The 25,996-nt window shown below is 70.4% G+C and carries 21 protein-coding genes; 14 read left to right on the plus strand and 7 right to left on the minus strand.

What is annotated here, in order from left to right; genetic code table 11:
• Positions 1-340: 340 nt before the first annotated feature.
• Positions 341-2,278, plus strand: coding sequence for a helix-turn-helix domain-containing protein (locus ACGFML_RS36770; RefSeq protein WP_393550088.1), 1,938 nt, complete (start codon positions 341-343; stop codon positions 2,276-2,278).
• On the opposite strand, the gene ACGFML_RS36775 is transcribed toward ACGFML_RS36770, so the two are convergent.
• Entirely contained in the window at positions 2,221-3,504 is a 1,284-nt protein-coding gene (locus ACGFML_RS36775) for an IS701 family transposase (RefSeq protein ID WP_393550090.1), read from the minus strand. The genes ACGFML_RS36770 and ACGFML_RS36775 overlap by 58 nt on opposite strands.
• Positions 3,505-3,914: 410 nt before the next feature.
• Between ACGFML_RS36775 and ACGFML_RS36780 the strand changes: the two genes are divergently transcribed.
• Together ACGFML_RS36780 and ACGFML_RS36785 are read left to right on the plus strand one after the other, a co-directional pair.
• A complete protein-coding gene (locus ACGFML_RS36780) occupies positions 3,915-4,928 on the plus strand; it encodes an NAD-dependent epimerase/dehydratase family protein (RefSeq protein ID WP_393550092.1) in 1,014 nt (337 codons plus the stop codon).
• 53 nt (positions 4,929-4,981) lie between these two features.
• Positions 4,982-5,989, plus strand: a complete 1,008-nt coding sequence (locus ACGFML_RS36785) for an aldo/keto reductase (RefSeq protein WP_393550094.1) — start codon at positions 4,982-4,984, stop codon at positions 5,987-5,989.
• A gap of 45 nt (positions 5,990-6,034) precedes the next feature.
• On the opposite strand, the gene ACGFML_RS36790 is transcribed toward ACGFML_RS36785, so the two are convergent.
• Complete coding sequence (locus ACGFML_RS36790; RefSeq protein WP_393550096.1) at positions 6,035-7,267, minus strand: class I SAM-dependent methyltransferase; 1,233 nt, start codon at positions 7,265-7,267, stop codon at positions 6,035-6,037.
• Positions 7,268-7,484: 217 nt separating this feature from the next.
• Between ACGFML_RS36790 and ACGFML_RS36795 the strand changes: the two genes are divergently transcribed.
• From ACGFML_RS36795 to ACGFML_RS36805, 3 genes are read left to right on the plus strand one after another with little or no spacing between them, the layout of a single operon-like run.
• Complete coding sequence (locus tag ACGFML_RS36795) at positions 7,485-8,699, plus strand: macrolide family glycosyltransferase (protein WP_393550098.1); 1,215 nt, start codon at positions 7,485-7,487, stop codon at positions 8,697-8,699.
• 45 nt (positions 8,700-8,744) lie between these two features.
• Complete coding sequence (locus ACGFML_RS36800; protein WP_393550100.1) at positions 8,745-9,353, plus strand: dTDP-4-dehydrorhamnose 3,5-epimerase family protein; 609 nt, start codon at positions 8,745-8,747, stop codon at positions 9,351-9,353.
• A 16-nt stretch (positions 9,354-9,369) separates the two neighbouring features.
• On the plus strand, positions 9,370-10,452 hold the full coding sequence (locus ACGFML_RS36805) for a transaldolase family protein (RefSeq protein ID WP_393550101.1): 1,083 nt from the start codon (positions 9,370-9,372) through the stop codon (positions 10,450-10,452).
• Positions 10,453-10,458: 6 nt separating this feature from the next.
• On the opposite strand, the gene ACGFML_RS36810 is transcribed toward ACGFML_RS36805, so the two are convergent.
• The gene (locus ACGFML_RS36810; protein WP_393550103.1) at positions 10,459-12,165 is read right to left on the minus strand and encodes a TlrC/CarA/OleB/SrmB family ABC-F type ribosomal protection protein; all 1,707 of its coding nucleotides are present in this window, start codon (positions 12,163-12,165) and stop codon (positions 10,459-10,461) included.
• A 631-nt stretch (positions 12,166-12,796) separates the two neighbouring features.
• On the opposite strand from ACGFML_RS36810, the gene ACGFML_RS36815 reads away from it, so the two are divergent.
• The 8 genes from ACGFML_RS36815 to ACGFML_RS36850 all read left to right on the plus strand — a co-directional run bounded on the left by ACGFML_RS36815 (position 12,797) and on the right by ACGFML_RS36850 (position 21,917).
• On the plus strand, positions 12,797-13,705 hold the full coding sequence (locus ACGFML_RS36815) for a TIGR03620 family F420-dependent LLM class oxidoreductase (RefSeq protein WP_393550105.1): 909 nt from the start codon (positions 12,797-12,799) through the stop codon (positions 13,703-13,705).
• 961 nt (positions 13,706-14,666) lie between these two features.
• A complete protein-coding gene (locus ACGFML_RS36820) occupies positions 14,667-15,362 on the plus strand; it encodes a hypothetical protein (RefSeq protein ID WP_393550107.1) in 696 nt (231 codons plus the stop codon).
• A 22-nt stretch (positions 15,363-15,384) separates the two neighbouring features.
• Complete coding sequence (locus ACGFML_RS36825) at positions 15,385-17,052, plus strand: GH3 auxin-responsive promoter family protein (RefSeq protein WP_393550109.1); 1,668 nt, start codon at positions 15,385-15,387, stop codon at positions 17,050-17,052.
• On the plus strand, positions 17,049-17,906 hold the full coding sequence (locus ACGFML_RS36830; RefSeq protein WP_393550110.1) for a class I SAM-dependent methyltransferase: 858 nt from the start codon (positions 17,049-17,051) through the stop codon (positions 17,904-17,906). The genes ACGFML_RS36825 and ACGFML_RS36830 overlap by 4 nt, the downstream gene beginning before the upstream one ends.
• 1 nt (position 17,907) lies before the next feature.
• Positions 17,908-19,350 (plus strand): FAD-dependent oxidoreductase, encoded by a 1,443-nt coding sequence (locus ACGFML_RS36835; protein WP_393550112.1) that lies wholly within the window; start codon positions 17,908-17,910, stop codon positions 19,348-19,350.
• Entirely contained in the window at positions 19,350-20,537 is a 1,188-nt protein-coding gene (locus tag ACGFML_RS36840) for a hypothetical protein (protein WP_393550114.1), read from the plus strand. The genes ACGFML_RS36835 and ACGFML_RS36840 overlap by 1 nt, the downstream gene beginning before the upstream one ends.
• A gap of 44 nt (positions 20,538-20,581) precedes the next feature.
• A complete protein-coding gene (locus tag ACGFML_RS36845; protein ID WP_393550116.1) occupies positions 20,582-21,277 on the plus strand; it encodes a DUF6182 family protein in 696 nt (231 codons plus the stop codon).
• Positions 21,270-21,917: a LysR substrate-binding domain-containing protein gene (locus ACGFML_RS36850; RefSeq protein WP_393550118.1), complete on the plus strand. Its 648-nt coding sequence runs from the start codon at positions 21,270-21,272 to the stop codon at positions 21,915-21,917. The genes ACGFML_RS36845 and ACGFML_RS36850 overlap by 8 nt, the downstream gene beginning before the upstream one ends.
• A 31-nt stretch (positions 21,918-21,948) precedes the next feature.
• Here the strand turns inward: ACGFML_RS36850 and ACGFML_RS36855 are convergent, their stop codons facing one another.
• The 4 genes from ACGFML_RS36855 to ACGFML_RS36870 form a co-directional block, all read right to left on the minus strand.
• Positions 21,949-22,893: an alpha/beta hydrolase gene (locus ACGFML_RS36855; protein ID WP_393550120.1), complete on the minus strand. Its 945-nt coding sequence runs from the start codon at positions 22,891-22,893 to the stop codon at positions 21,949-21,951.
• Between the two features lie 228 nt (positions 22,894-23,121).
• Positions 23,122-24,423: a cation:proton antiporter gene (locus ACGFML_RS36860; RefSeq protein WP_393550122.1), complete on the minus strand. Its 1,302-nt coding sequence runs from the start codon at positions 24,421-24,423 to the stop codon at positions 23,122-23,124.
• Positions 24,420-25,010, minus strand: coding sequence for a nitroreductase family protein (locus ACGFML_RS36865; protein ID WP_393550123.1), 591 nt, complete (start codon positions 25,008-25,010; stop codon positions 24,420-24,422). The genes ACGFML_RS36860 and ACGFML_RS36865 overlap by 4 nt, the downstream gene beginning before the upstream one ends.
• A gap of 39 nt (positions 25,011-25,049) precedes the next feature.
• Positions 25,050-25,859: a proline hydroxylase gene (locus tag ACGFML_RS36870; protein WP_393550125.1), complete on the minus strand. Its 810-nt coding sequence runs from the start codon at positions 25,857-25,859 to the stop codon at positions 25,050-25,052.
• Positions 25,860-25,996 lie beyond the last annotated feature (137 nt).

The following is a 25,996-nucleotide window of genomic DNA, read 5'->3' on the forward strand; positions in this document are numbered from 1 at the left end:
AAGGTCGGCGTGCTGGCACTGGCCCCCGAGGAGGGCATGGGCGTGCACGACGAGGAGATGCGCGCCAAGCACCTCGACGCCATCAACCGCTTCCGGCGGATACCGCGTTGACGAGCGCATCGAGTTGATCGTGTGAACCAAAAACGCTTCACGGCAGTACCAAAGTTCTTTAATATGGCGATCGCTTTGGTGATCGAATGTGATTGCCGGTGCGGCACGGAGCAGAGGGCCGCGATGACCCTGACCAGTCATCGTCCGACACCGGCTCTCCTCCACCTGTAAGGCGACGGCGTCGGGGTCGTGGATCCCGAAGCAGGTCACCAGCAACAACGGGGGACTGATGGAGGAGTTGGGCTTAACAGACACGACCGGGGCGCTGCGCCTCCTGGAGCTGCTCATCGCCGACGCTCCGGCATGGCGGTACGAAGAGCTGGTGCAGCGGGCGAGTGCCGCGGGTACCGACATCGAGACCGTCGAACAGCTCGTGTGTGCCAAGCGCCTCGCGCTGCAGATCGAGGACCGCGTCAGCCGCGGTCGGCGACGGGAGGCAGAGCTGACCGGGCTCGTCGACGTCGTACGGGGCCTGTCCCGTTCCCCCGACCCGGAAGCGGCACTCAACCAGATCGTCCGGCGCACGCGGATGCTGATGCACAGCGATCTGGCCTGTATCGCCCGGCTGGACGAGCCGGACGGGGACGTCGTGATCAGTGCCGTCGACGGTGCCGTCACCACACAACTCCCCGGCCTGCGGGTGCCGGTCGAGCGAGGAATCGGCGGGGCCGTCGTCCGCAACCGAGGGCCCTTCTGGGTATCCGACTACCTGACCGAGGACCGCATCACCCACGACCCCGGCATCGACCACACGATGCAGGCCGAAGGGCTGCGCGCCGTGCTGTCGGTGCCGATGTGGGCGGACAGCGAACAACTGGGCGTCCTCTACGTGGCGGACCGCAGTGCCCACGAGTTCTCGCCGGACGACGTGGCCCTGCTGCAGTCGCTCGCCGACATCGCTGCCGTTGCCGTCATGTCGGGTCGGCTGCTCGCGCGACTGGAAGGGCACGACCGCCACCGGCGGTCGGGCGGCAGACCCACCACACCCGACGAGCCCTGCACGGCCCTGACTCAGCAGCGCCTGCTGCAACGGGCGATCGACGGTGCCGAACTGGACGAGGTGCTCGATCACTGCAGTCGTGAGCTGGGCGGCTCTCTTGCGGTCTACGACCGGTACGGTGAAGTCGTCGGCACATCCGGGCACATGCCACCGCGGCAGAAGGCCGAACTGGCACGGGCACACCTCGACGTCCACGCCTCCGGGCGCCCTGTCGCACTCGCCGACGGCACCTGGTTGGCGAGGCTGACGGCCCGCTCCGACCCTGGCTGGCTCCTCTTCCGCCCGGACGGGGCGGGGGGCCTCGACCCCGCCCCGTCCGAAATCCTCCTCCTGGTCGCCAACGTGGTGAGCATGATGATGGCGTCACGGCGCTCGGCTCCCGCCGACCATCAGTGGCGGGACGACTTGCTGGAGGACCTGATCGGCCTCGACCACCCGGCGGAGGTCGCGATGGCCCGGGCCCGTCGGCTCCAGGTGGGGCTGGACCGCCCCCACAACGTGGTCATCGCCCGCCCCGAGGGCCCGGTCGCCGAACAGGCAGCCGCCTGGGCCGCCTCCTGGGTGCAGCGCCGGCGGGGCCTGAAGATGACCCGGGACGACTGTGTGGTGCTGCTGCTGCCCGGGGACGACCCGGCGGCCATGGCCCACGAGGTGTCGGCCGGGCTCAGTGCTGCGCTGGAGGTGCCTGTGACGGTGGGAGCCGCCGGTCCCGCTGCCGGGCCCGAGAGCATACAGCGCTTCTACCAGGAGGCGATGCGCTGTGTGGAAGCCCTCGTCGCGATGGGCGGCGAGGGCCGGGCGGCCTGCGCACGGGACCTCGGCTTCCTCGGCCTGCTGTTCGCCGAGGACTACGATGTCGCCGAGTTCGTCAACAAGATCATCGGCCCGGTGATCGAGTACGACACGCAGCGGTTCACTGCGCTCGTCGAGACGCTTGAGGCGTACTTCCAGGCGGCGTGCAGCCCCACCCGCGCGGCTGAGCTGCTCTACGTTCACCCGAACACGGTCTCCCGACGTCTGGAACGCATCACCCAACTGCTGGACCGCGACTGGCAGGAGCCGGACCAGGCCCTGGAACTGCAGCTCGCGCTGCGGCTGCACCGCACGCGCTACGCCTCACAGGTGGCGGACACCGCTGCCCTCGCCTCCCGGGGCCGGTGCTCCTGACCCACACCACTCGGTGTCGTCGATCCGCGCCTCTCCCGCAGCAGCACACGCACGGAGTGTGCCAGGGAGACCATCGTCATATGCCGGTGCCAGCCGTTGTAGGAGCGCCCCTCGAAGTCCTGGGCCCCGACGTCCAGACAGATGCGTGTGAAGTCGGTGTCGGCGCGGCGGGTGAGCTTGCTCAGGCGCAGCAGCGTGCCGCGTCCCGCGCGGGGCATATTGGTGAGCCACAGCTCCGCCACCTGGCGCCTGTTCGGCTGCCACTCGCCCATCAGCAGCAGGTTCGCTCCGCCGGACCGGCGCGGATCGGTCCCGGAGACCCCGTTGGCACGGGGCCGGCGGGGGACGGTGCCCGGCCACAGCACCGGCAGGAGGGCGACCAGACTCGTGCGCAGGACACGGGGCATGGCCGGATCGACCCACTCCACGGGCCGCTGCTGCGACCTGGCGAGCGTGGTGAGATGCTCTGCCGAGGCGGACAGCACACGGTGCTGCCCGCCGGACAGATCCGGTGCCAGCAGTGGCGTGTTGCCGCCCACACGGAGGAGAAACGGCAGGCCGGCGGCCGTGAATGCCTCGATGAGCGGTGCCGGCGGCACATCCCGCGCGTCGATGACCACGGGCCGCGGGGTCAGTCCCCAGGAAGCGGCCTGCAGGACCACGGAGACCGCCGTGTCGTCGCAGGACAGACCGTCGCCCGTCGTCCCCCGCGCGCCGGGTGACGGCTCCCTGCCCCGTTCCGCACCCACGGACAGCTGCCAGTTGACAGGCGCCGCCGCGGCCGGACCGGCGAGCCACAGCCCGTGGCTGTGCTGACTCGTGACGGCCTGACCCAGGTGGCGGATGAAACGCCGCTGGACTCCCACGGAATGCACGCCGCTCTTCGGCGTCACCATGGGCTGCACCACCCAGGCGTGCGGTGTCATGAGCCACTCCGCCCGGCGGGCGAGCGAGGCACGCACCTCGGACCAGTCCCAGGTCGAGACGCTGATGAAATGGTGCAGACTCTGGGCGGCGGCGGGCTCCGCCGTGCTGGTGGCGAGGTTCCGCATCGTCTTGCGGCCCTGAGCGGTCAGCAGGCCGTTCACGTACAGCTGTCCTTTGTGCCGCTGGTCACGGCGGCGCAGCGAGGCCAGCACCGAAGCACACACCTCCTGCGCGAGTCGCCCTTCAGGGGAGGGGACCGGGTCGTGGTGCGACGTCGGGGCAATGGTCAGCGTCCCCATGGAGCTCCTCAGAGATAGGTTCCGTGGCGCATGACGGCCGGGCTCGTCATGCCCTCAGCCTCCTCGGGCGGTTCCCGCCGTCCCAGGTCCGCAGATGACCTACTTCCCGCAGGGTCCCGGTGGCCGGTTCACAGCGGTGGTCGGATGCTCCCCCCGTGCCGGCGGGGCAGGGGTGGCCCGGCCACCGCAGCCGCACGCGCACACGCCCTCCGGTGCGTCAGGAACGGTGGTCCCAGAACCTCGGCATCGTGGTACGCCGTGCGCCCGGGGGCCGCGCGACCGGCGATGGACGCCAGAGGTGTGGCGACATGACACACCTTCGCCAAATCGCCCTCGGCGCCGTGGAATTGGCACGTGAACACTCGAACGGGCGATCTTCTCCTGATACGTTCGGCGCACGGAAACGGCGGATGAGGAGGCATGTGAAACTCGGTGCCGCGTCACTCAACCAGTCGGAGAACACACGAAAACCACTGATCGTCGTGCTCGGCGCGTCCGGGTTCCTGGGGTCCGCCGTCATCGACCGACTCGCCGGGCTGCAGGTGACGATCCGCGCCGTGGCACGGGGCGTCACTCCCGTACCTCCTGAGGCCGTGGCCGATATTGAGCGGTGCCGGGTGGACCTGGCCCAGTCCGGAGCGCTTGCCGGTGCCGTCGAGGGAGCCGACGCGGTCATCCACCTCGCCGCCGACTCGGGCGGCGACCGGTCCTGGCGCGGGGCCGGTGAACGGTCCGAGCGGGTGAACGTCGGCCTGATGCGCGACCTCGTCACGGCGCTCGGAGGCCACAACGCCCGCCCGACCGCGGTGGTTTTCGCCAGCACCGCACAGGCCGGCCCCTCTGAGGGCCACCCGCGCGCCGCCTACGCCCAGCAGAAGATGGCTGCCGAGAAGCTGCTGCGCGAGGCAACCTCACGGGGCCTGGTCCGCGGGGTGGTACTGCGGCTGTCGACCGTCTACGGCCGGACTCCGCTGTCCGGTTCGCCCGGGCGCGGCGTACTCGCGACGATGACCCACCGCGCCGTCGAGGGCGCCCCGCTCACCATGTGGCACGACGGATCCGTCGAACGTGACTTCCTCCATGTGCGGGATGCGGCCCGCGCCTTTGTCACGGCGCTGGACCACCTGCCGCGTCTCCAGGGCGGCGACTGGGCCGTCGGCAGCGGCAGCCGGGTCCGTCTCGATGAGGTGTTCCGTTCGCTCGCCGACGCCGTCGCCGAGCGAACGGGACGCCCGCCCGTCCCGGTTCTCTCCGTGGAGCCGCCCGACTTCGCCGAAGCGGGAGACTTCCACACTCCGAAAAGCGACCCCGCGGCCTTCAGCGCTGTGACGGGATGGTCCCCCTCGGTACCACTGCACGAGGGGCTGGAAGAGCTGGTGGCCGCCCTGGTGGCCGCGGAAGCGAGCACGTTTCGCGAGCGGTGACGCACACCGGCTCAGCGAGCCCCGATGGTCGAGTTGAAGGGAGGAATCCGAGCGTGAGCGAGGATCCAAAGCGCACACCCTACGTACGGCTCGGACGCAGCGCGACTCTGGTGAGCCGGCTGTGGCTGGGCACGGTGAACTTCAGTGGACGCGTCGAGGACGACGACGCCGCACGGCTGTTGAGCGGAGCGCTCGACCGCGGCATCAACTGCATCGACATGGCCGACATCTACGGCTGGCGCGTTCACAAGGGACACACCGAGGAACTGGTGGGCCGCTGGCTCTCGAAGAGCGGCGTCCGGCGGGAGGACGTCCTGCTCGCCACCAAGGTCGGCGAGGACATGAGCGGCCGCGTCAACGACGGCGGACTGTCGGCCCGGCACATCGTCGCCGCCTGCGAGCAGTCGCTGCGCCGCCTCGACGTGGACCACATCGACCTCTACCAGATGCACCGGCTGGACGGCGCCGCCCCGTGGGACGAGATCTGGCAGGCCATGGACCGCCTCGTCACCAGCGGAAAGGTCTGCTACGTCGGGTCGTCCAACTTCGCCGGCTGGAACATCGCGGCCGCCCAGGAAACCGCCGTGCGCCGCAACTCCATGGGGCTGGTCTCGGAGCAGAGCATCTACAACCTGGCGGTGCGCCGGGCCGATTCGGAGCTGATCCCCGCCGCCCAGGCGTACGGCGTCGGAGTGTTCGCCTGGTCGCCCCTGCACGGCGGACTGCTGAGCGGGGCGCTGCGCAAGCTGGCCGAGGGCACGGCGGTCAAGTCGGCCCAGGGCCGGGCACAGGAGCTGCTGCCCGCGCTACGGGCCAACATCGAGGCGTACGAGCGGTTCTGCCACCGCATCGGAGAATCCCCCGCGGAGGTCGGCCTGTCCTGGGTACTGTCCCGGCCCGGGATCAGCGGCGCGGTGATCGGGCCGCGCACCATCGAGCAACTCGACTCGGCGCTGCGCGCCCTCGACCTGGTCCTCGGTGACGCCGAACTGGACGAACTGGGCGCCCTCTTCCCCGCCCCGGGCGATGTCGCGCTGCCGCGGGTGGCCGGGGCGGGGTGAAGCGGGCGGACGGATCGGTCGGCGGTGCGCTGACCGATACCGCCGTCAGACGATGTCGAGCGCCGGCAGCGGGAACACCAACTTTCCTCCGTCGCCGAGGAACCGCCGCTCGCGTTCGACGAATCCGTTCCGGTAGATCCACGGCAGAACGAGCAGCTGGTCCGGCTTCCTCGCCTTGGCTTCCTCCTCGGACACGATGGGGATTCCCGTCCCCGGCGTGAACCGGCCGGACTTCTCCCGACTGACCTCACCGATGCACGGCAGGTCCTGCTCGGTCAGCCCGCAGTACTGCAGGATCACATTCCCCTTGGTGGAGGCGCCGTACCCGAGGGTCAGCTTCCCGGACTCCCGGGACCGCGTGAGGAAGTCGAGCAGGATCTCCCGCTGCCTCTCGACCCGACGCGCGAACGCCTCGAACGGAACGGTCGTGTCGAGCCCCGCCGCCGTCTCCCGCGCGCGAATCCGCGCAAGCCCGGCTTCGTCCCGCGGGTACCGGTCCGGGTTCTTGGCCAGGGTGACGCACAGGCTGCCGCCGTAGACCTCGGTCAGCTCGGCCCCGACCACGCTCAGCCCGACCCGTTCCGCCATCCACTCGATCTGCCGGAGAGCGTAGTATTCCAAGTGCTCGTGGCACACGACGTCGTATGCGTCCGCGCTCAGCATCGACGGCATGTAGCTCTGTTCCATGACCCAGATACCGTCGTCGGCGAGAATGTCATGGACGTCCTGCATGAAGCCCATCGGATCCGGCAGGTCGTAGAACATGGCGATGGACGTGACGACCTTTGCGCGTTCCGGGCCGAAGCGGTTCTCGAACGTCGCGCGGGAGAAGTAGTCCACGATCAGTTCCGCCTTCTCCGGATACCTGTCGCGGAACTTCCCACCGGTCGGGTCGATACCGACCAGCCGAGGACCGTCCTCGGGATAGCCGCGCAGCAGCGTGGCGTCATTGCTGCCGATGTCGACCACCAGGTCCTCGGGGCCCAGTTCGACCAGGTCGCGTATGGCTGCCACCTTGCCGTGGAGATGGTGGATCATGAAGGGCCGGATACTCGAGCGGTAGCCGTAGTTGTCGCCGTACATGAGGTCCGCGTCCGGGGTGTGGCGCAGCTGCACCAGCCCGCATCCAGCCGGGGAGCAGACGACCAGTTCCAGTGGAACCGAGGGGACGACCTGGTCGCGGCGCGTGGGGAACACGCCGGTAAGCGCCTGTTCCCCGAGGTCCAGCACCGGAAGCAGCTCACGGTTGCCGCAGATGCGGCACGCAGTGGTGATCATTGCCGGATTCTCCCGCGGGCGCCGGTGGGCGATCGACGGCTCGGGCGGCACTTTGTCACGTGTCCCTCCGCGAACAGCGAACCACACTATGTCAGCTCGGTATTGCCTCGGCCGGACCGTTTTCTTAACGTATGGCGCCGTACCCCCGGAGACACATTTCCTTGCCACCGTCCACCGCCGTGATCGTGCGATCGAAACACCCAGTGAAGGGTTCCGCGTGGCTCACATAGCATTCTTCATTCTCCCCGTTCCCGGGCATGTGAATCCGACTCTGGGAGTGGCCGAGGAACTCGTGGCCCGCGGTCACCGGGTGACCTACGCACTTCCCGAAGACATCGCCGGGCGAGCACGACAGGTCGGCGCCGGGGTCGTCACTTACCGCATGGACAAGGAGCGGTTCCGCACCCATATGGTGCCCCAGCAGAATTCTGACGAGTACAGCGACAAGGGCGAAATACTCCGGTCCCTGGAATGGCTTTTGGAGATGACGGAGCGCACCGCGGAGCCGTTGGCGCGGCATTTTGCCGACGACCTCCCCGACGTCATCGTGAACGACCCGTCATCGTTCTGGACGGGACGCATTCTTGCCGACCGGTGGGGAATTTCGGCCATCCGGAGCACCCCCACCTACGCCTCCAACGAACACTGGTCCCTGCACCCCGATGCCGAGGCCGCCGGGCCTCCCGACGATCCGGCTCTGCTCGAACTCATCGACAGAATCGACCGATTGCTGCGCGGCCAGGGCGTCGCGGACGATGCGGGCACCTTCACCGGACGCATCCACAGCGGCCCCGCGCTGCTCTACATGCCCCGCCACTTCCAGTATGCCGGGGAGACCTTCGACGATCAGCACCACTTCGTCGGCCCCTGCGCGCCCCACACCTCCTTCCACGGCACCTGGGAGCCACCGCACGACGGCAAACCGCTCGTCATGGTGAGCATGGGGACCCTGTACAACGAGCGGCCGGAATTCTTCCGCGCCTGCGTCGAGGCATTCCGCCACGAACCGTGGAACGTCCTCCTCGTCCTCGGCGGCGGCCTGACCCGCGAGGACCTGGGCCCGCTGCCGGACCACGTCCAGGTACGGGACTTCGTCCCGCTCGGCGAAGTGTTCCCGCACACGGACCTGGTGGTGAACCATGGAGGGATGAGCACGGCCATGGAGGCGTTCTCGTACGGCGTCCCCGTGGTGGCGGTACCGGTGATGACCGAGCCGAGGGCGACCGCGCGACGGATCGCCGAACTCGGTTTGGGCACACAGCTGTCGGAACCGGACGTCACGGCGGCGGAGCTGCGCGACACCGCGCGCCGGATGCTCGCCGACGACGAGATCCCGGAACGGCTGCGGCAGATGCGGGAGCTGATCCGGGCGGCCGGCGGCCCCGGCGCGGCGGCCACCGTCATTGAAGGGCTCGTGCCCGCGCACCGCTGAGTGCCCGCTCGCCATGCCCACCCTCCGACCAGTGGAAAACCGGCCATGCTCATCACTGAAACCGCCGTCCCCGACGCCTACCGCATCCAGCCGGAACTGCTCCCGGACCACCGGGGGCAGTTCTACGAGGCCCTGCGCCACGAGACGCTGCGGGCGGTCACCGGTGCTCTCTTCGAGGTCCGGCAGGTGAACTTCACGGTCTCCCACCGCAACGTGCTGCGCGGCATCCACGGCACCACGCTGCCCCCCGGCCAGGGCAAGATCGTCACCTGTGTACGGGGCGCCGCCCTCACCATGGTCGTGGACATCAGAGTGGGCTCACCGACCTTCGGCCACCACGACGTCATCCGGCAGGACCCGCATTCCGCCACCGCCGTGTACCTGCCCGACGGACTGGGCCTTGCCTACGTCGCGCTCGCCGACGACACCTGCATGAACTACCTGTGCACCCGGGAGTACGTCCACGGCACCATCATCGACATCGACGCGCTCGATCCCGCTCTTGGCCTCCCGTGGAACCTCGACGCACCCCCGATACGGTCGGCCCGGGACGCCGCTGCCCCCTCCCTCGCCGCGGCGACCGCCGCCGGAACCCTGCCCACGTACGAGCAGTGCCTGCGCACCTACCGGGCCCTTCCCGACCCCACCGAGTGATTGCGCGGACCGGAAAATGACTCGATCGCGCCCGCCGGTGGACAGACTCGCGGCGGAAGGCGTCTGCCTGAGCATGGAGGGCCTGACCCGCGAGCTGCAACACGGCCACCGGCTGCCGCGGTTGCTCGGCGAGCTCGGCGCGTGTGCCACCGCGGTCCGGCTCGCTGCGGTCTCCCAGGCCGTCCGCCACGGCGACGCCTACCGAGCGCATCTGTCCGACCTGGCGTGCCGCCGGGTCTCGACCGCCGAGGCGGTGCACAGCCTGTTGTACGAGGACGTGCGCGCCGCCTGCGACGTGCTGCTGTCGCACTACCGCCGGGGGTGCCGGATGTGCGCCTGCGTCTTCGTACCGCTGGACCCCTACGCCGACGGCCGCCGGGCCCTGGCGGAAGCCGCCGCGCTGTGGTGGACGGTGGACCGGCCCAACGTAGTGGTCTCGGTGCAACTGGCGGACGGCGCAATGCTGTTGGTCGGCGACCTGCTGGCGCGCGGCATCAGCGTCGACGTCCGGCCGCTGTCCACGCTCGAACAGTTCGAGATCCTCTTCGAGGAGTTCCTCACCGGCCTGGAGCGGGCCCGTGACGCGGGGTGCGACCTGACAGGCATTCACTTGACGATCTCCGTCCCGCTGTGGCTGCTGGACGAGATGATCGCCGCCCGGCTCGGTGTGACGGCGCGGTGCGAGGGCTGGGCGGTGGCCGTGGCCCGGCTGCTGTACCACCGCCGGGAGCAGCTGATGGGCGGCGCCCGCTGGCGATTGCTGGTCCGTGCCGGCGCCCGCCCCCCGTACTTCGTCTGGTCCTCCTGCGAGGCGCCCGTCCGCGAAGCGGTGCACTACCTGGAGGAGCTGGTGGGCTGGAACAGCGGCTTCTCGGCGGGGCCGACGACGCTGCGCGCCGTAGGCGGCCGGGCCGAACTGCGGGGCGACACCGTCAGCGGTACGGAGAGGTACTCGCGCCGGTTGCTGTCCTCCCTGCGGCGCCGGAAGGTCGACCTGGAAGCCGTCGGCCTCGAGCTGCAGCAGGCTCAGCTCGAGGCCGTCCGTGCCGAGTGGGCCGACCTGTGCGGCGCGGTCGAGGCCACCCTCAAGCACGTCTGACCGGCATCACCGGACCTGCGCGGGGCCGCTCCGGGACGGCGCCCGGCAGCTCGTCCCGAACGCGGCGACCTGTCCGCCGCGCAGGGTGAGCCGGGACCCGGCGAACCGTTGCTGCATCCGCCGGTCATGCGTGACGACGACCACGGCGCCGCGATAGTCCGCCAGCGCCTGCTCCAGCTCCTCGACGAGCGCGGGCGACAGGTGGTTGGTGGGCTCGTCCAGCAGCAGGAGGTCCACCGGGTCGCTCACCAGCCGGGCGAGTTCGATCCTGCGGCGCTGCCCGTAGGACAGCTCCCCGACGTGTCGCAGCAGGTCATCCGGGCTGAACAGCCCGAGGGACAGCAGCTCCTCGGCGTGGTCGTCCGTATGCCCGCCCCTTCCGTGGGCGAATGCCTGCGACACGGTCATCCCGGGTGGCCACGGCGTGGGGTCCTGCCGCAGATGGCCCACCCGGCCGGAAACGGTGATCGAACCGTCGTCGGGCGCGAGCTCACCGGCCAGCACGCGCAGAAGCGTCGTCTTGCCCGCCCCGTTGGGCCCGGTGATCAGCAGGCGTTCGCCCCGCCCGACGCACAGGGACCGGACCTGCAGCCGGTCGCCGACCCGGACCGCAGTCATATCCGCCACTGTGTCCCCGTCCTTCACCGCTGCCTGCGGACGGGTGGTGTCGATGCGAGCCTCGAAGGCGAGCGGGTCCGAGGGGCGGACGACGGCGTTCTCCGTCAGCCGGGCCACCCGCTCCTTGGCGTTGCGGATCCGGGACGTTGCGCCGTGCACGCGTCCGCGCGACCGGAACTGGCCGGCCCCGAAGTTGGCGAGGGGCAGCTTGCGCGGGATGCCGTCCAGCCGCGACACGTGCCTGGTCACCAGCTCCCGGTTCCGCTCCAGCTCGGTGCGCCACTGTTCGTACTCGCGCAGTCGCCGACGGCGCTCCGCGGCCTTGGCGGACAGAAAGCCGTCGTAGCCGTCGCCGTAGCGGGTGACCCGGCCGGAGTCGACCTCCAGAATGGTGGTGGTGAGCCGCTCCAGGAACACCCGGTCGTGGGTGACCGCGACGATGGTGCCCCGATGCCGACGCAGATGCTCCTCCAGCCAGTTCACGGCCTTTTCGTCCAGGTCGTTGGTCGGTTCGTCGAGCAGCAGCAGCTCGGGTGCCGACGCCAACGTCCCGGCGAGAGCCAGGCGCGACCGCTCTCCCCCGGACAGGGTGGCCAACGGCCGGCTCCGCTCCAGCCCGGGCAGGCCGAGGTGGTGCAGCGCGATGTCGACCCGGGAGTCTGCCCGGTGTCCGCCGCGGGCCGTATGGCGTTCGAGCAGCTCCGCGTATTCCTCGAGCAGCCGGTCCAGTGGCTCGTCCGACCGTGAGGCGTCGGCGTGCGCAGACAGTTGTGCCTCGGCTTCGTGCATGCGGGCCTCCAGCTCCCGCAGGTCGGCCAGGGCGAGGTCGACGGCGTCCTGGACGACGGCGTCGTCCGGCAGCTCCAGCGACTGCGGCAGATATCCCACTCCGCCGGGCGCTACCACGGTGACCGTCCCGTTGTCGGGGGTGTCACGACCCGCGAGCAGCCTGAGCAGGGTCGACTTGCCGGATCCGTTGTCGCCGACGATGCCGATCCGCTCGCCGGGCTTGACGTGGCAATCCACCCGGTCGAGTACGACGTGGTCCGAAAAGCGCTTGGTGAGGTCATGCAGGGTGACGTGGGCGAAACGCACGGGGGCTTCCTCCTGAGCACAGCCGAAACAGGGATGCCGTGTCCGCATGCGCACACCGCAGCCGTAGGGGAGACCCACGGGGAACGCCGAAACGGTCGTCCTCACCGGCCGGCGATGCGGGGGCACGCGGAGGTGTGACGGCGGAGCAGAAACTCGACGCGGTCACACACTCGACTCAGCTATCACAGAGAACCCATGGCGATGATTTTATCACCACTGTGGGCACCGCCGCAGGGTCGAGCCGCAGGATCAACGCGTCGGCGACGAACGGGACATGGGCGTTTCGCGGGCCTGCAGCGCCTGCTGGACCACCAGGACGCGGACTCGCCGGCGACGGATCGAGCGCTGTCGGTGAACCAGTCGTCATGGAGTCGCTACCGGTCGGGCTGCGGATCGCCGAGCGGTGGTGCGAGACGGTCCGCCCTGAGGTGCGGGTGGTCGACGACGCGTCGTTCCCCCATCGCGGGCACCTGATGAGCCGCCTTGCCCGTCGACCGGTCGAGCCCGGTCGCGGCGGGCATCACTGCGCTCGGGTTGGCCTGTCACTGTGTCAACTCCCCAATGGACGCCCCGAGTTGTCACTCGATACGATTCGGAGCGCCGCTCCGGATCGTATCTTGGGAGGTCAACCATGGAGTCGAACCTGCCGCCCATCGGCACCGTAGGACTGTGGGTGCAGGGTATGGACAGGCGGTCACCGGCCGCGGCCGCCGAGGCGGCCACCGAGGTCGAGGCGCTCGGTTACGGCGCGATGTGGCTCAGCGAAGGGCTGTTCCGCGACCCGTTCATGGAGGCGAACACCTTGCTGGGCGCCACCCGTTCTCTCGTCGTGGGCACCGGAATCGCAGTGATCTGGGGGCGCCACCCTCGAGTGATCAGATCGCAGGCCCGCGCGCTGCTCGACGCCCATCCCGACCGATTCGTCCTCGGCCTGGGCACCTCCCACGCGGGACTGATCGAAGGCGGGCTGGGCCTCCGCTACGAACGGCCCCTGGCCGCGCTGCGCGAACACGTGGACCGTCTCGACGCACCCGACCCCGTCCTCCAACTGGCGGGCATCACGGGGAGCCCGGCACCTCGGCCACCCCGGGTGCTCGCCGCGCTGGGGCCGCGCGCCCTTGAACTGGCCCGGGACCGGTCAGCCGGTGCGTTCTCCTACCTCGTCACGCCGGAGCACACGGCCGAAGCCCGCTCGGCGCTCGGGCCCGACCGGTTCCTGATCGTCGAACAGGCCGTGGTGACCGGGCTCGGTGCCGGCGAGGCATGGGACAGGGCGCGCGCCCACGTCGGCGGGTACCTGCCCGCGGCGCCGTACCGGGCCAGCTGGCGACGGCTCGGGTTCGACGAGGACGACCTCGCCGACGGCGGAAGCGACCGTCTGGTCGAAGCGCTCGTCGCGATCGGGGAAGAGGAGATCGCACAGCGGGTGAACGCCCATCTGGAGGCGGGTGCCGACCATGTGTGCCTCCAGGCGCTGCCCGCGCACCCGGCCACTCTTCCCGTGGACCAGTGGCGAAGCCTCGCCCACCTCACGCGGTGATCCGGCCGGGCCGGCCGTCCGACCGGTCCGGTTCCGGAGGACATCAGGGCGAACCTCGCTGTACCGCTCGGCCGCACGGAAGAGGTGAATGCCGCGGGCAAGGATCGAAGGGTCATGGCCCCGAGGTGCTGGAGTCGGAGCTTCCGTTCCGTGACTCGGAAGGCCCGCTCCGCGGGCGTTGGGCAAGTGGGACGCGTCGGCCGCGCCGGGCCGAAAAAATGCGCCTCACCAGTGGGTGTGAGAGGTGGGTGTCCACGCCGCGCAACCGGCGGCCACCGCCGGGATTTCGCGGCGCATTTGCTGTGCATGCATCGCCTTTCGCGATGCAGGGCATTCCCTGTTCCGGACGAGCCCGGGTCCACCCCGGACGGAGGCCGACGCGCCGCTCGAGTTCCTTGAATGCGCAACATTCGCGGCACGTGTGAGGGTCTCTCCCCGTGGCTTCCTTCGCTGCCGATTCGGCTACCGCAGCCCGGCGAGCAGGCTCCAACGCCGACCGGTTCGGCCTCCGTCGACAGGCGAAGCCTGATCGCCCTCCCCGCCCGGGCGGCGACTTCATGCCCGGAGGGTGCCGGATCGGCCGATCTCGGCACCGCCGGTCACGGCGTCACGGCTCCTCACCCGCGATCCGACCTGGCCAGGGGATTCCCGCGTGCGGAATATGTCAAGTCTAGGTTGATCCCTAACGGTGGGCGAATTAACGTCTGTCGGGTCGGCAAAGCCGTGGGCTCGGCAGGAGGGATGGGCTGCGCGAGCCGATGGAACCACACGTTCAGAAGCGGGGGAAAAGCGTGTCGACTTCGGCAATTTCCGGTTTACGACTTACCGGCCCTGACCCATTGAGTCATTCCGGACGGAGAAGGCGCCGTCATCCGGTCCGCCGGCCGGTGGCTGCGTCGGAATACGTGCGACGCAGCTTTCTTGGCTCCGCGGAGCACCGCCTCGGTACGGATATCCGCTGATGACGCGGAACACCACGAGCCGCACGGCCACCCGCAGCTCCGGGTCCGGTGCGCTGTGCACCACACCCCCGTTCGTCGTGCTTCTCGGCAACGACTACGCCGGCAAGTCGTCCGCGCTGACGGAACTCGCCCACCACATGCCCTCCTGGCACGTCGTCTCCCTCGACGACGAGTTCCTGGAGCCCGGACACTCCTTGATCGGAAGACTTCGCCGCAACCTGGTTGCTGACGTTCTGCCGGATCTGCACGACGGCTACTCCCTTGACTTCATGGTCAGCCTGCTGCAGACGGCGACGGTTCATCTGCGCGACAGCATCGAGCGCAGCCCGGGCGGAGCACCGGTTCTGGTCGACTCCTACTACTACAAGATCCTCGCCAAGTGCCGGCTGGCCGGAGTCGACAGCCATCCCCTGTTCGACTGGTGGCGCACCTTTCCCCAGCCGCGCCGGGTGATCTTCCTCGACGTGTCGACGGCCACCGCCTGGAAGCGCTGCGGCGAAGGAGCCGGGACCAACTCCCTGGAGTACTACGGCGAGCAGCCCGACCAGGCGTCGTTCGAGAAGTTCCAGTCCGACCTGCGCGTGGCCATGTTCGAAGAGGTCTGGGACCTTCCGGTCACCGTCGTCGACGAGCAGGAACAGGTCTCGCGGACCGTACAGATACTAGGAGAGGTGATGGGCCGTGAAGTCAGCTGATTTATGGACTGATCCGTCCCGGATGCGCAGCTACGGAGAGCGGGTCCTCGGTGAACGCGCGAGCCTCCGAGCCGCGCTCGCGGACGCGGACGGCCACCAACGCCGGGTCCTGACCGAACTGCTGGAGCACAACGCCGACACCGAGTACGGCCGCGCCCACTCCTTCGGTGCGATCCGATCCCTGGACGACTTCCGCAAAGCGGTGCCGATCAACGACTATGCGGCGCTGGCACCCTGGATCGAGCGGATGGCGACGGGCGAGAGCAACCTGCTGAGTGCGGACGACCCCGCAGTGTATTTCACCAGCAGCGGGACCACCGGCGCCCACAAGAAGTTGCCGGTCACCGCGGGCTTCATGCGCCGCACCTTCTTTCCGTTCTACTACGCGGCGTGGGCCCCGCTGATCGAGCACTTCCCCGATGTGCTCGACCGTCCGGACGCGACACTGAACCTCAAACACGACCCGCGCCCCACGCCCCCGACCACGGCCTCGGGCCGGCCCCATGTCGGCGCCAGCCAGGTCGACCTCGGCACCAGGTTCGGTGAGCCGCTGTCCGCCGAGCCCGGCACGTTCGCGCCGTGGGGCACGCTGTCGGTGCCCGTCGAGGATGACGACCACCTGGAGAAGACCTACCTGCGGCTGCGCCTCGCGGTGGAGAGCGATGTCCGCTGCGTCATCGGCATCAACCCGGCGATGGTGGCAGCCCTGCCCTACCAGTTGAACCTCTGGTGGCCCCGGCTGGTCAAGGAGATCCGCGACGGCACCCTCGGAGGGGTGCCGTACGGCAGCCCCAACCCGGAGCGGGCGGCCACGCTGGAGCGGCTGGCCGACCACTTCGGGACGGTGCGCCCGGCCCATGTCTGGCCCCACATGCGGGCACTGTTCTGCTGGACGACGGGTATGGCGTCGCTCTACCTGGAGCGGCTGCGTGAGGAGTTCGGCCCCGGCGTGGCCACCCTGCCGGCGCCCGTCGCCGCGTCAGAGGGGCCCGTCGGTGTCGCCCTCGACCGGCACGGCTCCGCCGGCTCTCTGGTGGTGACCGCGTCGGCCTACGAGTTCCTGGACGCCGAGTCCGACATCAGGCCCGACTCCTCGACCTTGACCATGAACGATCTGGAGCCGGGCCGCGACTACCACGTGATCTTCAGCCACATCGGCGGCCTGTACCGCTACGCGGTCGGCGACGTGGTCCGGGTCGTCGACCGGGTCGGCGGCGTGCCGCGGGTGGAGTACGCGGGCCGGAACACCCGGTCGGACGCCGCCGGCGAGCGGCTGCGCGACGCCCAGGTCATCCGCGCACTCGCCGCGGCCGCCCAGGCCACCGGCCTCGACGTCCGCAACGCCGCCTGCCGGGTGGGGGACCGGCCCGAGGGTGCCGCCGCGCACTACGAGTTCGCCGTCGCGGCCCGCGGCGAGTGGAGCCGGCAGGAGACGGATCGCTTCGCCTCCGAGCTGGACACGGCCATCGGCCGGGAGGCCGCGGCGTATCGGTCGGCACGGTCGGCCGGTCGGCTGGACCCCGTGACCGTGCGACGCCTGGACGGCGACGCCTTCCTGCGTGACTGGCACGCCAGCGTCGCCACCGGCATCCGGCCGACCCAGGTCAAGGACCGGCTGTTCCGACAGGACCACACACTCTGGGAGCGGCTGACCGGCACAGACCCGGTCAGCGAGGGAGGCAGGGCATGACCGAGACACTGGACGCCGTCGAGCGGACCGCACTCCTGACGGCAGCGCTGCGCGCGGCGGAGACCGGGCGCGAAGACCGGCTCTACAGCGACCCCTACGCGGCCCGGCTGGCCGGCGAGGGAGGCCCGGAACTGCTCCGGGAGGTCCGAGAGGCCACCTTCCCCAAGGACGCGGAACGCTCCGTACCGAGCACCCCCGACTACAACGCCATCCGTACCCGGTTCTTCGACGACTTCCTCCAGGAGGCCGCCCAGGACCCGGCGATGCACCAGATCGTGCTGGCACCCGCCGGGATGGACTCGCGTGCCTACCGGCTCGACTGGCCCTCCCACATCCGCTACTTCGAGGTCGACCGGCCCGCGGTTCTGGCCTACAAGGACGAGCGGCTGCAGGACGTGCGGCCCCGGGTCGACCATCGCTCGATCGCCCTCGACCTCACCTCGCCCGACTGGGAAAGCGAGTTGACGGCTGCCGGCTACGACCCGGAGCAGCCGTCCACCTGGCTGCTGGAGGGTCTGCTCTACTACATCCCCCGCGACGACGCGCACCGCATCCTCGACCGGGTGGCGGCGATCATGGCACCGGGCAGCCGGATCGCCGCGGACATCGTCAATGCGGCCGCGCTGACCCTGCCGAACATGCGAGTCCTGCTCGACGTGTTCGCCGGCTGGGGCTGTCCTTGGTTGTTCGGCACCGACGAGCCGGAAGCACTGTTCGACGCACACGGCTTCACCGTCGAGGCCGTGCAGCCGGGCGAGCCGGCGGCCGACTACGGACGGTGGCCCGACCCGGTACCGGACCGTGCCGTGGCCGATGTGCGCCGGGTGTTCTTCGTCCACGGGCGACGGACCTGAGATGCCGAGCGCGACAGTAGTCGGCGGGAGCATCGCCGGTCTGGCCACCGCTCTCGCCCTCAGCGGCGCCGGCTACGAGGTGCGGGTGCTGGAGCGCTCCGCGCCACCTCCCGAGGGGCCCGTAGAGCAGGCCGTACGAGACTGGCACCGGCCCACCGTGCCGCAGGCGATCCACTCCCACACCCTGACCTCGGTCGGCGTACGGACGCTGCGCCGACGAGCCCCGCAGCTGCTCACCACGCTGCTGGAGGCCGGCGCCGAGCTGCTGGACCTGTTGGAGGCGTTGCCCCCGCTGGTCGAGGACCGTGCCCGTGAGGTGGGCGACGACGATCTGGTGGCCCTGGGCTGCCGGCGCACCGTCCTCGAGCTGCTCCTGTACCGGACCGTGCGGGACCTGCCGCAGGTCCGGTTCGACCACGGAACGGTGGTCCGCGGGCTGGCGCTCGACGCCTCCGGCGAGCGGGTGCGGGGGGTGCACACCGCTCACGGCGAGATGCTGCCGGCCTCGGTCGTGATCGATGCCACCGGCCGGCGCGCCGAGTCCCGCGACTGGCTGGCGGCCGCCGGGATCACGGTCGCCGAGGACCTGGTCGAGCCCTCCGCCATCACCGGATACAGCCGCCAGTATCGGCTGCGCGGTACCGGGCGCCCCGGACCGCTCAACCGGGGCAACGCGACCGGCGGGGTGTGGGACCACTACGCCGCCGCGCTGCACCCGGCGGACAACCATCACTTCGCCGTCGCGGTGATGGTGCCGCCCGGCGACCGCGCGACGGCACGCCTGCGCGAGCCGGGTGCGTTCACCGCCGCCGCCCGGGCCACTCCCGGTATCGGTGCCTGGCTCGCCCCCGGGGTCAGCGACCCGCTCACCCCGGTCAACGTCATCGCCTGCCCGCCGAACACGCTGCGCGGCACGGCGACGACCCGGCAGCGGCCGGTGGCCGGCCTGTTCGCGGTCGGAGACGCGGCCTGCGTCACCAATCCGTTGTACGGCCGCGGCATATCGCTCGCGCTGGACCACGCCTTCCGGCTCGCCGACCTGCTCGGCGATGCAGTGCCCGACCAGGCGCTCGGCCAGGCGGCTGCCCGGCTCGCCGATCAGTACTTCACGCCCTGGTACGAGTTCGCGGCTCGGGAGGACGCGGAGCGAGCCGTTCAGTGGAAGGCGGTGACCGGCGGCGACAGGCCGCCGACGCCGTCGCAGGAGCAGCGCGGCAACGGGCCGAGCCCCGCGCAGGTGAGGGCCGCGACACTCACCGACGGGCTGGTCTGGCGTTCCGTCACCCGCGTGATTATGGGGCTGACCACTCCGGCCGCGGCCTTCGGCGACGAGAAGTTCCGGGCCCGGGTGCAGCAGGCGTCCCCGATCGATCCGGCGCTGCTGCCCGCGGCGCCGAGCCGGGACGAGTTCCTCCACCTGATCGCGGCGGAGGAAGGAGCGTAGTGGAAACCCGTCTTCACGCCACCTCCCTGGGTGACCGGGCACGGCTCCCGCACGCCGAAGCCGTGTCCGCCGGTGCAGTGCGGCGCCGGGTGCTGCTGGCCCCGATCACCGTGACCCCGTCCAAGCCCCTGACACCGAGCCATCTCAAGGGGCTGCTGTGGACCGACGTGATGTACCGGGCCACCGCGCAGCTGGCCGAGGTGACCTATCGGTACAGCCCCACCACCTACCACCTCACGGAGCAGACCCTCGGGTTCTGGGAATACCTCGACCGCTCCGTCGGGGACACCGACTACTCCGGTCTCACGGAGGAGGGCATCGGCGAGCTGTACGTCGGCTACCGGTCCGAAGGACAGCGAGCCGACCTCGCCGCGCTGCGTCCGTATGCGGAGGCGGTCGAGCTGCACGGCTGGGTTCACCCGGCGAGCGCCCGGATCCTGGAGCTGTGGGCGGCACACTACGCGCGCCTGGGCATGCACGACCCCGGGCTGCTCGCGCACCAGCCCCCCGACCTGGGGCTGGAGGAGGTGATCGACCGCCTCGGCGCCCTCGGCATGTGTCTCGACCAGCGCGCCTACGGCGGCCCGGTCTTCCTGGACGCCACCCGGTACGGGCTGCCGCTGCGCCAGATCGTCGACGCCCAGGGCCGGCCCAACTACCTGGCCTGCGCCCTGCGGGAACTCGTACCGCTGGCACCTCGGTTCGACGAGATGGTGCTGCTGTACGACCGTGATCTGGAACCCGACTACCTGCTGCTGGAGCGCACGCTGTCCGTGTTCGGAGCGGCCGTCCGCAGGGTCACTCTCGGCCGGGTGCCCATCGACGGGGAGATCCGCTCCGCGCGCCATGGTGACTGGCACGACCACACCACCGGCGCTCTGCTGAGCAGGGCCGCGGCCGAGTACGACGATCCGGTGCTCCGGCTGGGCATGCGGCTGTACTTCATCGCCGGGCTGGGCCCGGGCCAGCAGCAGTCCTTCCGCCACGAGGCGCTGCGCCAGAGTCTGGCGCGTGCCGCCCGACTGCTGTCCCGCGGAAGGGCCACCGACCCGGCACCGCTGCCGGAGGTGCTCTCCCGGCACCGCGGTGACCACCTCTACGTCAATCCGTACCGGCTGACGTCCAGTCTGCTGGCCAGACACCGGCCGGCACCCAGTCCTGACCTGCTGTCGGCGGTCTACCTGTGACCACCTCCCAAGAGCTGTTCCGTGAAGAGGTGGCTCGGCGCATCGTGACCGCTCGACCCGAGCTGGCGGCGCGCTTCGACCTGCTGACCGCCGATGGGCTGCTGGCCGCGCAGCGGGAGATCACCCGGGCCGCGCAGGACGCCAAGGTCATGGCGGTCTGTGTGCTGCGCGACTTCGACCTGCCGGCCTGGGTGCGTGCCACGTGCGCGTTCGCCGCCGGCATCGACCGGTCTGCGGCCGCGGACTGGCGCCGCGACTTCACCCGGACCGTCTTTCTCGCCGGGAACCCGGACAACCTCAAGGACCGATTCGCCTTCGGTCATGTGGCCGACGACGGATCGGCCGCCTGGCAGAGCCCGGCACCCGTCGAGGAGAGCACCGCCCTGCGCCGGCTGCTGAAGCTCTTCGACGGGTCGGCCGAATTGCCGACCCGTCCCTCCGCGGTAGTGCCCGTCCTGGCCGGCCAGGACGCGCGAGGCCGCGCTCCGGTCCGGCGGGAGCTGCATGTGGCCACTGCCGGGGTGACCATCGCCGACTGTCTGGTCCACCTCAACCACCTGCTGGTCGAAGCCGTACTGGACGACATCATCGGCCCCGGGGACGAGTTGGTCGTCCGCCAGGCGCCGTGGCTGCCGGCCTCGGCCGGCCCCTTCGCGGCCCTGCGGATCGGCGGCACGCCCGATCGCCGGGACCACCTCCGTGCCTACACCGCCCTCACCGAGGAAATCCACGATGCCTGAACCGACCGCCTGCCCCGCGGGCGGCCCGATCCGCCTCGGCTACCCCAGCTCCCCGCTGACCGCCCACGACATCCTCGCCTCCGCGGGACTGAGCGAGGACCGCGCGGTGCTCGCCCCCTACGATCTCGCCGACCCCTTCTCCGCACTGCGCCGCGGCGAACTCGACGTGCTCGTCGTGAAGTTCGACCCGCAGGAGCCGGACCTCGTCACGAGCAAGGTGCTGCACTACGAGACACGCGCCGTCGTGGTGGGCGCGCGGCATCCGCTCGCCGAGCGCGACACCGTCTCCGTCGAGGAGGTCGCCGCATACGACGCCTTCGACCGCCCCGGCGACTTCCCCGAGTACCTGTGGGACGAGATCGTGCCGCGCCGTACCCCACAGGGCCGGCCGATCCACCGGCGCCACCGGGTGAACGGCATTCCGGAGATGATGGCTCTGGTGGTGCAGTCCGACGCGGTGCATCTCTCGGTGGCGTCGTTGGCAGACGTGGCGCCGCCGGCCATCCGGGTCGTACCCGTCCATGATCTGCCGCCCGTCCCGGTCTGCCTGGCCTGGTACCGGCATGCGGAACTGCCCGGACATGTGGCGCAGTTCACCGCCGCTGCGGAGGCCGCGAGCTCGGTGGCCGCAAACGCGTGACACCGAGACCCGGGCCGCCGCGGGCGTTCCCTCAGCCGTGCAGGACCCGGCGGATCGCGTCGACCTGGTCGCGCACCATCCGCTCCGACACCGCGGCCTCGGTGAATCCGGTGCAGGCATGGAAGGTGCCGGGGTAGTGGTGCAGTTCGGTCGGCACGCCCGCCCGGACGAGCCGGGCGGCGTAGTCGAGGTCCTCGTCGCGCAGCGGGTCGAACTCGCAGCACGAGAGGAAGGTGGCGGGAAGCCCCGTCAGGTCGTCGACCCGGGCCGGCGCCGCGTAGGGGGAGACGTCGGTTCGCTCGGAGCCGTCCTTGCCACCCAGATAGTGGTGCCAGCTCAGCAGCGCGGCGCCCCGGTCCAGCACCGGTGTGTCGACGAAGGCGCGGGCGGACGGGGTGTCCAACCGGTCGTCCAGCTCCGGAAAGCTCAGGCACTGCATCCGCAACGGCAGGCCGCGGTCGCGGGCCAGCAGGGCCAACCCGGCGGCCAGTGCGCCGCCCGCGCTGTCTCCGGCCACTCCGAGCCGGTCGGGATCCACGCCCAGTTCCGGGCCGTGCCGGACGACCCATTCCAGTACGGCGCAGCTGTCGTGCAGAGCGGCCGGGAAAGGGTGTTCCGGGGCCAGCCGGTAATCCACCGAGAACACCATGACCCGGGCCTGCTCGGCGATGCGCAGCACAGCCGAGTGGTTGGTGTCCAGGTCGCCGCTGATCAGCCCGCCCCAGTGCATGTACACCAGGCCCGGTATCGGTGCGGTGGCTCCGTGCGGCCGGTAGACGCGCACGGGCACTTCGGGGGCGCCGGGCGGCCCGGGCACTCTGCGATCCTCCACATCCACCGGCTCGGCAGGCCGGTACACGGGTAACTGCGCGATGAACCAGGTCAACTCGGCCCGGGCCTGGACGACGTCGTTGTAGTCCGAGGGTTTGAGCTGCGGTGCCAAGGGAGCCAGCTCGGGGTCGTACGGGTACGTCATCCGCTTCCTCTCACAGGGGCTCGGCAGGTGCTTCCCGCATCCTTCTCATGGGCGGTCCGGAGCACCTGCGGTCCATTCTCTTTCCGCGCCGCCGCTGTGGCGGGAAACAGGGGGACGGGATGTCAGCTCGGCGCGAGCGCCGCCGGCACGACGGTTCCGTGGCGGACCTCGATTGCGGCGAGCGCGCGGTACGTGGTGGAGAAGGCACCACCAACCGGCTGAGCCCGGTCAATGCCGTGGTGGAGGCGGGCCATCGAGGCTCGGCTCGGAGAACGCGGCGAGGTCGCGGCGGCGCAGCTCCTCTTCCTCGGTCTGTTCGATCCTGTGCATCGCCATGCGGAGGACGGGGGGAGCCATCACCGAGGTCACGACCGCGACCAGGACGACGACGGTGTAAGTGGCGGTGGTCAGTACGCCCAGGCGCAGGCCCGCCGTGGCCACGACGATCTGGATGACACCGCGCGCGTTCATTCCGGCGCCCATGGCCAGGGCTTCCCACACGCCGAGCCGGGCGAGCAGCGCGCCGAGGAACGCTCCGGCGAACTTCCCGAGCACGGCGACCGCCAGCACCACCAGTGCCGTGACCGCCAGCACCGGACGGGCCAGGGCGGCCAGGTCGATGTGCAGGCCCGCGGTGGCGAAGAAGAGGGGGGCGAACACCGCCATGACGACCGTCCGGAGCGGAGCGAGCTTCCGGAGGTCGACGTCGCTTCCGGAGCCGATGAGAACGCCGCCGATGAACGCTCCGAGCATGGCCTCGAGGCCGAGCGCCTGCGTGGCGGTGGCGCCCAGTACGAGGATCACCGTGACCACGGCGATCGTGGGCGCGGCATCGTCGGCCCACTCCGCCATGGCCAGCGCCCGGCGCACCAGGGGCCGGGCGACGGTCAGTGCCAGGATCACCACCCCCGCCAGGTACCCGACGGACAGGAGGACGTGGCCGGCCTGGATCCGGCTGGTGGCCATGGCGGACACCACCGACAGCAGGAACCAGCCGATCGCGTCGTCCACCATGCCGGCCCCGAGGATCAGCTGCCCCACGGTGCGATGAAGCAGGCGCATATCGGCGAGGATCTTGGCGATCACGGGGATGGCGCTGACGCACAGGGCCACGCCGAGGAACGCGGCGAACACCGGTTGCCCGCTGCCCTCGGCGACCAGTGACGACGGCAGCAGGAACCCCGCCGCCACCCCGAGCCCCAGCGGTACCAGCAGCCCGGTGGCGCCTACGGTCAGGGTCGCCACTCCTCTGCGGCGCAGCATCTTCGTGTCGATCTCGATCCCGGTGGTGCCCACCAGAAGCACGACGCCCAGCTGTCCGATCGAGTCCAAGGGGCCGTGCGGCGCGGCCGCGAGGGGCAACCAGGACGACAGGGCGGGGACGGCGTGGCCGAGCACCGAGGGTCCCAGCAGGATCCCCGCGCACAGTTCACCGACCACGGGCGGCATCCCGATGCGTACGGCCAGCCGCCCCAGCACCAGGGCTGTCGCCAGCAACACCCCGGCCTGTACGAGAAGTCCGCCGCTCATTCCGCATCGACGGCTTCCCGGGGTCCGTGCGCCGCCCGCACGGCGGTCACTGCCTCGAAGACGGAGACCCGGTCCGAGACGTCGGGAAGCGGCCTGCGCTGCCGCGGGCCCTCCGGAGACGTACCGATGTCCAGGGAGCCCAGCAATCGTTCCCCTTCCGCCAGGTGTAGCAGGGCGGGCAGGCCGGGGCTGGTGCACAGCCGACCGGTGCGCCAGATGCTGCCGTAACCACGGGCGTGCAGCAGCATCATCAGCGCGTGCGTCATGGAGCAACCGGCGGCGAGCTGCTCCCATTCGGGAATCCTGTGTCCCGGAAAGGGGGCGAACACCAGGAGCGCCCGCAGGGGCGGCTCCGGGAGGCTGCTCGACCCCGTCCCGACGGCGCGGGATCCCGTTGGGGCCGGCGCGCGAACCAGAGCGGCGCGCGCTTCGCCGCGCACCAGTATCCAGCGCCAGGGGCGCAGCCTTCCGTGATCGGGCGCTGTGGCCGCGCCGCTCAGGAGGTAGTGGAACTCCTCATCGCTCGGGGTGGGTTCGGTGAGTATTTTCTCGCTCCTGCGGGTGACGATCGCGGTCATGGCGTCCATGGAGCCGCGGCTCCTTCCAGGTCGGGTGGCAGGGCGGAGTCAGGACCAGGCGACCAGATCGCCCGCTGGGGTGAGGCCGAGGAAGAACGTCACGGTGATCCGACGCCGGCCCCCCTCGCCCGTCCCGTTGGGCAGCACACGGTGGTAGTGGTTCGGGTTGAAGAGCAGAGCGTCACCGTGGCCGGGGGCGATGGTGACGCGCCGGCAGCCGTCCACCACACGGGGGGCGTACCCGTACCGTTGGCGGTGGACGTCGTCGGACGCCTCCCAGCGGTGCTGCCACAGGCTCGTCCCGCCGCCGTCCTCGGGTACCACCAGGTAGGCGTTGTAGGTGAGTTGGGAGACGATCTCCTGATCGAAGAGGCCATCCGGGTATTCGAGGTGGATGTCGTCGTAGTGCAGGAGGGTGCCCGCGTTGATCTCGCGCATCATCCCCACGAAGGCGGGCCGCCCCCCGATGGTGGCGGTTGTCACCTTCGCGCCCCATGCCGTGCCGAGCATGTCCAGCGACACCAGGGCCGGATCCGGTTCCATGCCGGCCTCCCGCCACATCTGCTCCGCGGCGTCGGCATCCGTCCAATAGCGCTCCGCATCGAGCACTCCCCGGGGAGTGCGGTAGTCGTTGAGGGCCGGGCCGAACCTCGTCATGGCGACCCGGACCGGGTAGTAGTCGACCGTGGGCAGACGGTGCAGTGCGGACGTCATGCTGTCGAGAATCGCCCGGTCGAGGAAGCCGGGGATGCGGGCCGCGGCGAGCTTGCCCGCCGCGATATCGGCGAAGTGCTGCCTGGAGAAGGCGGAAACGTCCACGGCGGAAAAACTCGGGTCGAGCGCTGTGCTGGGCATCATGTCTCCGAATCCGATGTCATGACTGGGGTGCCAAGGCTTGGGAAGGGCCGGTCGGAGCAGCGTCTTCGCGCGCGGGGATGCACGGGCTCCTGAACGTTGGCGGCGCATCGGGTGCCGACGGGGCGGTCGTCGACTCG

This window comes from Streptomyces sp. NPDC048650, from assembly GCF_043199095.1.
Classification (GTDB): domain Bacteria; phylum Actinomycetota; class Actinomycetes; order Streptomycetales; family Streptomycetaceae; genus Streptomyces.